Annotated in this window: 6 protein-coding genes; 2 read left to right on the top strand and 4 right to left on the bottom strand. The window is 34.4% G+C overall.

All coding sequences use genetic code 11. The features are described 5' to 3' along the window. Nucleotides 1-205: 205 nt before the first annotated feature. Both D6734_10900 and D6734_10895 read left to right on the top strand, forming a co-directional pair. Nucleotides 206-1,228, top strand: a complete 1,023-nt coding sequence (locus D6734_10900; GenBank protein RMF93082.1) for a DNA cytosine methyltransferase — start codon at nucleotides 206-208, stop codon at nucleotides 1,226-1,228. Nucleotides 1,229-1,237: 9 nt separating this feature from the next. Beyond that, the gene (locus tag D6734_10895; protein RMF93081.1) at nucleotides 1,238-2,374 is read left to right on the top strand and encodes a restriction endonuclease; all 1,137 of its coding nucleotides are present in this window, start codon (nucleotides 1,238-1,240) and stop codon (nucleotides 2,372-2,374) included. On the opposite strand, the gene D6734_10890 is transcribed toward D6734_10895, so the two are convergent. Genes D6734_10890 through D6734_10875 form a run of 4 tightly spaced genes read right to left on the bottom strand, consistent with a single transcriptional unit; the run spans nucleotide 2,355 to nucleotide 10,617 of the window. Then, nucleotides 2,355-2,759, bottom strand: coding sequence for a very short patch repair endonuclease (locus tag D6734_10890; GenBank protein RMF93083.1), 405 nt, complete (start codon nucleotides 2,757-2,759; stop codon nucleotides 2,355-2,357). The two genes, D6734_10895 and D6734_10890, sit on opposite strands and share 20 nt — an antisense overlap. Further along, a complete protein-coding gene (locus D6734_10885) occupies nucleotides 2,752-4,629 on the bottom strand; it encodes a hypothetical protein (protein RMF93080.1) in 1,878 nt (625 codons plus the stop codon). The genes D6734_10890 and D6734_10885 overlap by 8 nt, the downstream gene beginning before the upstream one ends. A 1-nt stretch (nucleotide 4,630) precedes the next feature. Beyond that, on the bottom strand, nucleotides 4,631-8,146 hold the full coding sequence (locus tag D6734_10880; protein ID RMF93079.1) for a hypothetical protein: 3,516 nt from the start codon (nucleotides 8,144-8,146) through the stop codon (nucleotides 4,631-4,633). Then, nucleotides 8,143-10,617: a hypothetical protein gene (locus D6734_10875; protein ID RMF93078.1), complete on the bottom strand. Its 2,475-nt coding sequence runs from the start codon at nucleotides 10,615-10,617 to the stop codon at nucleotides 8,143-8,145. The genes D6734_10880 and D6734_10875 overlap by 4 nt, the downstream gene beginning before the upstream one ends. Between the last annotated feature and the right edge of the window lie 164 nt (nucleotides 10,618-10,781).

The following is a 10,781-nucleotide window of genomic DNA, read 5'->3' as shown; positions in this document are numbered from 1 at the left end:
TAATATAACTATTGTTTAGGAGCAAACGTGATAAAAATGGCAGAAAAATCATTTCAGCTGAAAATGGATGAGAGATTAAGAGATAAACTGAAGAAGAAATCAACTGACGAGAAAACTGTAATGAATGAGATTATTGTTAAGCTTATAAAAAAATACTTGAAAGAGAAATAAAATAAAGAATAAAATAAGGTGAAGTTAAAAGGGTATGAAAATGAGCAAGAGACTAAATGTTGCAAGCTTCTTTTCCGGTTGCGGAGGTTTTGATTTGGGCTTTGAAAAAGCTGGGTTTAACATAGTCCTTGCAAGTGATTTCTGGGAACCTGCAGCCAGGACTTACAGAAGGAATTTTCCAAATACGGAATTTTTGCAGGAAGATATTCGAAACATAAGCCCTAAAATGTTGAAAGATGCTTTAGACAAAAGGAATGTAAAAAAGATCCATGTTGTTATAGGAGGGCCTCCTTGCCAATGTTTCACAAGGCTTAACAATAACAATCTTCGAAGGGATGATGAAAGAAATCAATTATTCAGAGATTATATCAGAATGATTAAGATTTTAAAACCTGATTTCGTTGTAATGGAAAATGTTGCGGACCTCTTGGTGAGAAAAGATGAACATGATAAACCATTCAGAGACATGATATTGAGGTCGTTTAATAGAGCAGGATATCGCGCAAAATATAAAGTATTCGAAACGGAAAAATATGGTGTTCCTCAAAAAAGAAGAAGGGTTATTTTCCTGGCAACATCAAGAAAAGACGTTGAAATAACATTCCCCAAGGAATCTAAAAAGATATCAGTAGTTGGACCTTTTCTTAAGCGATTAAGCAAGCACAAAAATTTGAAAAATCATGAGATCACAATAAACGAACCGCACGTTTTAGAAAGAATTAAGCACATTCCTCCAGGAGGATATTACGAACATCTTCCAGACCATCTTAAAGTTAAGAAAATGAGAAACGGAAAATTAGTGACTGTGAAGAGATATGGCAGTTATTACAGAAGATTGCATAATGAACAACCATCAATAACAATCACAAATAATTATATTATCCATCCCGATGAAGACAGATATCTTACGAACAGAGAGAAGGCTACATTGCATACTTTCCCTCATAATTTTGTGTTTGAAGGAACATTAGAAGCAGTATCGCAGCAAATTGCGAATGCAGTCCCTCCGGCATTAGCAGAAAGGATAGCAAAGCATATATTAAAAGAATATTATTAATCCAGGATCATGAAGCGTATTTTTGAGATTGGAAAAGAATATGTAGACAAAGGCAACCCTAACTTTGAAGAAGATCAGTTTATGCGCTGGATTAATATACCTGGAGTTTCTGGGATGATGAATTCGCCAGGGATTAGGTGGTTGCGTTATAAAGATAAAAAAGAATTGCCAGCCGCACTGATTTTGATTACGAAAACAGCCTCGAGTTCTTATCATAATCCTTGGGAAGATGTGATAGATAGAAACAACGGAGTTATTTATTATTGGGGTGATGCAAAAGCCGATCAAAAACGCAAATGCGAAGACTTTATGGGAAACAAAATATTGAAAAAAGTTCATGATAAGATTTTAGAAGGGAACTTAAAAGAAATTCCTCCAATATTGTTTTTCTCAAAACCTGAAAGAGGGAAGATTATATTTGAAGGTTTATGCGTTATGGAGAATCTTGAACGAACCTGGTTTGAAGATAAAGGCAAACCAGTAAGAAATTATAGAGCTGTTCTTCAAATATTAGACATTGATCCAGTGGATTTAGATTGGATTCATAAAAAAGTCAAAGGAGAGAAATATACGCCTCCTAAAATCTGGAAGGATTATACTTCTGGGAAAAAACCAGCTTATTTGAAAGTATGGAGAAAGAATATTAAATCAAAAGAAGAACAGCTTCCTGCTAAGAATTCTTCAGAGTATAAAATTCTGGAAGAGATTCATAGGTTAAAACCCAAAGAGTTCGAAAGGTTTACAGTTTATCTCATTGAAAGCATAAAAGGGATAAAACATTCTATTATGAATACTCGATTTGTAAAAGATAAAGGATTCGACTTTTTTGGCCATTTCACACTGCCTTATCCTCTAAATTATACAATATTCTTTAAAGGCGAAGCCAAAAAATTCGGACCTAATAACGCTGTCGGACCGAAAGACCTCTCAAGATTAGCTGCCAAGCTGAATAGGGGGGAGTATGGGTTATTTATTACAACATCATATTTTTCAATGCAAGCACAAGAAGAGTTATTTGAAGATAGTTACCCAATTAAATTGATTAGCGGAATGGATGTAATAAATTTCTTAAGAGAACTTAGGCTAATAGCTCATGGAAGATTAAACAAATCGATGTTAGATAAAATTAGAGAAGAGCTTTCCTAATCTTATCTATGCATGAGTAAGGATTTTTTTTGATTTCATGCTCCCAGAACCTCAAGACTTTCCAGCCCATTTTTTTTAATTCTTTATTAACCCTCTTGTCACGTTCCATATTGTATGGAATTTTCCATTGCCAATATTCGCTTTTTAGTTTTTTCTTTTTCTTTTCCCAGTTGTAACCATGCCAAAAATGACTATCGATGAAGACAGCAACTTTTTGTTTTGTAAAAACGATATCTGGTTTGCCAGGCAGCTTCTTATAATGAACTCTGTATCGAAAGCCTTCACGCCAAAGAATTTTTCTGAAAGACACTTCTAATTTACTGTTTTTCGATCTTATTCTGGACATAATCCAGCTTCTTTTCTCTTTGCTGAATACATCAACCATTTTCAACATTGACCTTTCTAAGGAATTTTTTACTCCAAAAACCGATTATTTCTTCATTGCTATTTTTCTTCCCAATTAGGATATCTCTCCCGAGATCATAATTGAAATGTACGCAAGAAATTTCGCTTAAATGCAAACAAGCATGGCAAGCTGATTGATGATCCATGCAAACAGGATCATATATGCAGGTTCCAACTTTGGTGAGTGTTTTCTCAACCCATGGGATTATATTATTCTCAAATAAAGTGAACATCCCGCCGATTTGGAATTCTTGAACGTTGCTACAATAAATGATTATCGCGGGAATGGATGGGAAGATAAGTTCTGCCAGAGAATTTTTATCCATTCCACACTCAACAGAACAAGTCGTCAATAGAGCATGACTTATAGAATGCAGAAGTTTATATACCATTTTTGTTTTTTTAAGTTGCGGATCAATCTCTCTAAAAGGAGAGATTCTGTCTGTTTGCACATTGTTCAGAAACCAAGCCTTTAATGCCGCTTCATCATCTTTAGAAGGGACCTCATCTATCACACCATTTTCTTTTAACCAGGTCAGAATCTTCCATCTATCAAATTCTAATAAAATCGCTTCAGTATTTGCTTTATTAAGATAAATGGGGGTTTTTCCTTGGTCAGTTGATTTATCAGTAGCAAATCTATTCAAAGTCCTTTTATCCTCATTTGATTTATTGTCAGGAGCGCCCCTTGTGTAACCGTAGACTAACTTAACTATGGAGAGATCATTAAGCACATATGCATTTTTAATTCCGATTTCTTCTAATTTTTTAGGAAATTTTCTTATTTGTTCTATTTTAGGATGGTTCTTTCTCTCTGAACTTTCTACAATCCTTTTTATATGAACTGAAGCAGAAGAATCTAAAGTCTCCATAAATTCATATGCTTTTAAGGCTACACCAGACATATCTCCTTCTGGAGGTGAAATCAATGTTTCAACCTCTTTGATTATAGCATCCCTAACGCCTTTCTTGTTCGGATTAACCTTATTCATTGATTCCAGAACTTGATTTATCATCTCTTCGGACATATTTTTCGCTTTGAGCTCCTTAATCAATTGATCAAGCTTATTATCGTCTTTCGGAGAAACATCTAAACATTCTTGAAAAGTTGAATTATGCTTCTTAAACAAATCCATGTATTTGGCCAATATCAACTTTTTGAAGATATCATCTTCGTAAATCCTATCTTCATTCAAATTTTGAAGATTGACAAGAGTTAATGAATGCGGTGTGAAAACGTTTGTTTGCCTGAATGGTTTTGGATAGCAAATTTGAGAATTTGATGTTCCTTTGCAAGCAGGGCACCAACTGTTTAAGGAGGATGTTTCCCTCTTGCATATTCCGCACTCCCAACGCCAATCTTTTGGAGAATTACTGCCATGTTTATTAAGAATGATTTTTTCAAATCCGTGTTCTTTGCATGGCGCAATTTTCGGAGCCCATAAATGCCCGCATTCATGGGTATATACCAAATCCATTTGCGTTAATTTCCCACCGCAGGAAATACATTTGTGTTTTCTTAACACTCTGTTAAGTTGTTGCACAGAGCCAAAACTGTAAGCTCTGCTACATGAATCGCAAATAAAAGTCAATGGGAATAACTCGGCTTCTACAAATACAGGAGATAACAATTCAAAGGAATCTGGACTTGCAATTCTAGGATATCCTCTTTTTGACTTAAATGATCTTATAGCATTATAGACTTCCTTTATGATCCTTGTTTTATTAACATCATCAACTTTATGACTGAACCACCTCTCAACCAGAGCAATTGCATTCCCCTGATTATAATCTATGGGTTTTCCTGGAAGAAATTTAAAAAGAACTTGATTTTTACCTCTTCTCATCATCTTATTCATCCTCCTCATTTTCTTCTTCATCAAAGACAGGAGTTCTGCTTGCTTTTATGTTCTTCAAAATCATCATCCCGTCGGGTGACAGATTAATGTCTATGAGCGTGTCAACATCTCTCAGACTTGTCATGGGTTTATCGGACATGGGTCTTGTAATAAACTCATTTCCTAAAGTTTGAGTAATCTCGTGGATATATGTTTCTGTTTTATCCTCTATAACTTTATCAAAACCAAATCCAATAGTATCCTTGTTCACTTTGTAACTTTCAAGAAGAAACTGCTTTATTTCCTCTTCATTGATAATTCCTTCATCAATGGCCTTTTCAAAAACCTTGCTCATGTTTAAGGATTTGCCTTTTAGTTGGGGGCTTGCAATGGCATCAAAATAATTTAAAACTGAGGCGCTAAATATGCCCGGCACAGTTCTGTTTATGCTAAATTTAGCCCACCTATTAATCGGAACTGCTTCCACTAGCAAATCTTTATATTCATGGAATTTTGTAAAAAATTTGAAATAACTTTGATCTCTTTCTCTGGTCGGGTTAAATATTACAATTGCAATGCCGGGGTATTTCCTTCCTACTCTGCTGCTAGCTTGGATGTATTCTGCAGTATTATGAGGCATTCCCATGAATACCATGAAGTTTAGGGCGTCGATATCCACCCCATGAGATATCATGCTAGTGGCAATAATTAAATCAATCATGTCTTCCTCTGTTTTAGGGTTCTCAATTTTATCAAGGACTATCCTCACATCATTGAAGGATACGTCCCCCGTAAGCGGGCTTTGTTTTATTTCTGGTATCCCTTTTTCTCTCAAAGACCTATTTGTCATAGTCCTTATTGAGTTTGATATGCTATCTCCGTCGCTTTTTGCAAGATGATAAGATAATTTTATCATATAGTCTTTTAGCATTTCCTTAATTTCTTCATTAGTTACTTCTACGCCTAACTCAGCAATCAATTCTTGAGGTTTAGAATGCCATCTTTGAATCAACTCATGATATGTTTCGATTACGTCAAGAACAGAAAATATCATCGTTTTGAAGTGAGGAGTTATCCCTATTATGAGTCTATTTAAATCATCATTGTCCACAGAAGCATAAAAAGACTCAGAGATCTTTGGTCCTTGAGAAGGATACTGGCACGCATCTTTAGCATATAGATGATCTGTTTGCATCTTATATTCGGATATAGTTGCAGTTGCTGTTAGTATTTTCATGCTGCGTTTCCCTTTAGTAAGCATTTTCTCGTAGTGTTCTAAAAAGCTTTCATAATGAGAGTTAAAAGTTCCTAAGGATTCTCTTACTAAATGCATTTCGTCTTGTATTTGGAGCGTTGGAACAGGATCATAAGGTGTTATTTTTTCAAATTTCTCTTTGTCTGCTTTGCATAACCATTTTTCAGTACACTCAGAAGAATTGCTGTATCCGTGGAGAGGGCATTTATGGGTTACTTGTCCGAATAGATTTCTAAAGTTCTTCTGAAGCCCGCATATGGCGATTTTGTCCAAAGTTGAAATAATGAAAGAAGGGAGATATCTGTAAATTTCCATATCAGAGACGTAAATTGGCAAAACATCTTCTTGGCATTCTTTATTCATACACCTATGCATTAGCCTTATCTTTTCAACATCTGCATCAATCATTATCTCTTTGCTTCCGCAAAAGGGACATTTTGAGATAATGAGGTATTTTCTACCTTCTAAATTCTCATCATCTAATTTAAGTTCTCCTTTTAGAATCTGATTTCTTTCAGTTACTATCGGAGTAAGAAGATCCTTATCTTGCCCGCCGAATATTGTTCCTTTGCTCATGAGTTTATTAGGCGTGTTTCTATCTCCAACAAAGTATCCTAGTGAGAATTCTTCAGAACCCTCGCTGTTTGTTTCCGGATCTTCTCTCCTAATAAGTTCTGCTTGCGCTAAGATATTCGCTATTCTTTGAATTTGTTGAAGAGAAAGAAGCCTAAGTGGAAATTTTGTCATAACTGACACGCCAAATTTCTTACCTCTTAATCTATCAAAGAATAAAGTGAATATTGCAAGCCCAAGATAGGTTTCTGTTTTTCCTCCACCTGTTGGAAAATAAAGGACTTCAACTCTTTCAAAATTTGATTTGACCTCAGGATATTCGATTGAAACGACATCGGGCACATTCATTACGATAAAGATTATTTGAAATATTCTCCATGAATCATATTTCTTGTCAGACGCTTTGCTCTTGCTAGAATTTAAAAAACTCAAATTCATTTTTTTAAATGCTTTCATGGCTAAAGGATATTTTTTGAGAATTTCAATTCCATACTCGAATCTCTTTATCTCATCTTCAAAAGCATTCATATCTTCCTCAAATCTTTTCTTTCCTATGTCTGATTTGAAAACAGCTTCTTTTCCAAAACGTTTGTATTCTTCTTCAAGATATCTCCTCATTTCTTTTGCTATTTTTTCCAGCACTTCAACAGCTCTGTCTGAGGCCAAATCTTCAAACTTTGCTTTTAATTTGTCATTAGTTTTAAGCCTGAGTTGTTCAAAAAAAGGCATGTGTTCAGTTACGATTTTGTTGCCTGTTCTTTTGGCTTCGCAGTTTATTCCGCTGGCGCCCATATCTCCATTGTATTTGTAATGATCATTAAGATAATCGATTATAAAATTCTGGATGTTAGCACCTTCCACTTCAACGTCAAGATGCGTGTCAAAGAGAAAATTATCAATATGATCATTTTCCTTTGCTACGCAAGTATTTTCGAATAGAACGCTCACTTTTATTTGAGAGTCATTAAACTCTGTTGTTTTTACAACAATTTTAAAATCCCATGAAGGATAAACATCTTTTTCTCCCCATTCGCTCATGAATTTGTAATAATCTTCTTCAGATGAGAGAACAGAAAGAGGTATTTTAGATTCCATCTCATCTTTTTTTCTTTTTTTCGGACGGTATAATCTTTCCTCTGATTTGTAAGCATTGTGCGCGTCTTCTACAAGTTCTTTCACGCCAGGAAGTTCAAATTCTCCTTCAAAATCTTTTTCTACAACTTCAGAAATTTTGCAAGACAACAAAACATCTTTTATTTTATGCTTTTTGAAAACTGTAAGTGGTTTGATGCCTAAGTTTATATCTTCTTTGCCTTCTTCAGATAATTTTTTTTGTTTCTCTACTTCTTTAATGAATTCTTCTCTTGAAAGTTTGCTCTTTTTTACAGCTGCTTCAAGTTGTTCTTCATAATCGGGGATCACTTTAAAAAAGACAGATGCTTTTGGTTTAATCTTCAAAGTTGCATTAGCCACATCGTCTTTGTTTAAAAGAAACTCCACTCCCATTCTAACGGGTGCAACTTTTGTTCTTATGCTGCCTAAAGAACTCTTCGGATCTTGACTGCACAATGATCCAACAAAAAATTTGATTTGAGGTTTATCCCCGTAAACTCTATCGCAACCCGAACCGCTTAATCTTTCCTTTAATTTTTTGTAAACATGTTTTACAAATTTTCTTCTTAAATTATTATCTATTGTCATTTTTCATACCTCACTATTTTATCTAATTTTGACCTTTCAGCAGATTCATTCAAGGATATCGATTTTATTTTCTCTATCGAGATTATATCAGCAAAATCTTCGACGTATAAATTAAATTCTTCGTCAATTAATTCATTTTGGATAGAGCCGCTAATGCTTTTTAATCCTGCTCTTAAAACCATGTCATTTAATTTTCTTAGCAATCTATGGTGTATTCCTCTTAACCTGCTTATTGCTGCGCCAATTTCCCTATAATGATCCACAAGATATTGCTGATTGTATATCTTTCCTATGAATTTAATGTTTTTAGAATTTTGAGGTCCTATGACTAATCCTTCTTTCCATAATTGTATTGTCAGCCAATTAGTTATTACTGGCGAGTTCTCTTTCTTTTGTTCTGCTTGTAATTTTTCCAAGAATTTATGAACGCTGTCATTATGCTCTGCCATGCCTTTCCTTAAAGCAACAACCCATGAATTCACAAGAAACTTTAATTTCTGCATGCTAGGGTGATTGTCCGCTTTTTTTATTATTTCTTGAGCTAAACTGTTCTTTATGTTGTTTTTGACTACTATTAATAAATCTCCTTCTCGCGCTTTTTGTACGCTTACATACTCCAGCCTTTTTCCGTTTTTAAATATAGGTATCTTTCGGGAAGGTCTGACGTACATTACTCCGCCATCTTCCAAAACAATCTTACAACATTTGACAACGACTTTCCCCTCTTCATTTATTGATGTTTCTTCAAGCTCATCTTCATCTTCAAAATCTATTTCTTCTTCTAATATTAGCTCATCATCTATTTCTATGTCAGACAAGAGAGGTTTTAATTTCTCTTCGTCCTTAATTTGTTTCTCATCGAGCTTTAAAGAGAAAACGTTTTGAATCCCTGGCTTTGGTGGAGGGGGCAATCTTTTAAGGTCTTCTTTTTTCAATATCCTTTTAAGAAAATTAATCCTGGTGCCTCTTCCAAAAGAATCTGTGAATTTTTTTTCTTCGCTCTCAAATTGATACTTTAATAATGCTTTTTCTGATGGATAAACCAAGAAAATAACTTTATGAGCGCAAGCAGTTCTTAATAACCAAGAAGCCCGAAAAGGCATTTGTCCAAAAATAATGCATTTATCATAATCCGCTTCAACATGCCTTTCGTTTATGCTTGTGATAAAAATTCCTTTTTCTTGAAGTTCTTCATCAGATAAGGCAAAATCTTTTTCTAAAGCGGTTTTCAAAGCCCTCGCATAAGGCTCGCTATAATTGAAGATTAAAATTTTTTCGTTGTTGTTTATCGATTCTTTGATGATCTTTTTTATTTGCTCATATTTAGGATTTCCTCTTGAAATGAATTTTTGATATAAAACTTTTATTAAACTGTAGGTCTTTCCCCAGAAGCTGCCAAAATAAGGGTCTTGAGTTGAAAGAATGTTTTGCCAATATTCTAAATTTTCTATTCTTTTCTCTATCGTTTTAGCAAGGAAAGTCATTTTGCATTCATTTTCAGTAATTTCTAAAGGCGCAAGCATCCTTTCAAAAGCATATTTGCATGACAAATAAGTAATCAGAGCTCTTGAAAGCGCCTCGTTTTTTGTATTTTTGCAAAGCTTTTTTATATCAAAATATAATTGCAAAGCTTCGTTAAGGGCGTTTGTTATTTCCTCATCTTTAACTTCTATAAATTCTCGTTTTATGCCTTTCAGCCAATTGCGAATATGAAACACTGACAGAGAAAAAGGATTGTAATATTTTTGCGGGTTTTTTTCCAACTCTTCAAGATCATTCTCAAAATCAGCGCTTAGGCTATTGCTATCCCATCCCCAAACAGGAATTCCGTAAGATTTGAAAAGATCAAAATTTTCAGAGTAAGGGTTGCTCTCTAGGATGATTAATGACAGCACTCCGTTTTTTTCAGACCATTCTATGATTTCTTTGAGCAAGTTTTTATCGTAACCTGTAGCATCAATAATTATGCAGCCTATTTCTTTAGCAATATCTTCATTTGGCATGAATTTTGGATTGCTTGTATGCAAAAAAGAACATTGAACATCAGAGATCCTTGAAACGTCTGATGTTTTCAGTTGAGGCTTAACTGTTCCATCCATCTTTATTATTCCCAATGGAAAAACTTCATTAAGTCTCAAATAGTTTACTTTAAGCTGCCAGTATAATTCTCTTACCGCAATATTCTGGCTGATAAGAAGAACTTTTTTTCTTGAAGTTTTATTTTTCATCAATGAATATAAAGCTTCCACACACATAGGCACTGTAACTTCTGTTTTGGTTACTGGATAAACGAGCACGCCATTTTTTTCGTGATTTATTAAAGCTTCTTCCAGAAAAAGTATTGTTCTGTCAACTGTATGGAAAATTATGTGTGTTCCATTATGATTGAGGATGTTGCTGTCAGAGCTCCAGCAAAGCACGCATTCAATATCTTCTAAATTTTCCTCAACCCAGTTTTTGTTTTTTTCCATTTTTACAATAAAGCAACTTCCCCCATATCTGTTAATTTATTGCCATCATCAAGGAGCCCTTTGTCTTTCAAAAGGTTGATTATGTAATAGAAAGAGGATTTGTCAACATTAAATAAGTCATACAACTTTTTCTTAGGTTTCTCTATTTTCCCGCATTCTAAATC

This window comes from Candidatus Schekmanbacteria bacterium (assembly GCA_003695725.1).
GTDB lineage: Bacteria > Schekmanbacteria > GWA2-38-11 > GWA2-38-11 > J061 > J061.
This window is presented reverse-complemented; position numbering and strand designations above follow the sequence as displayed.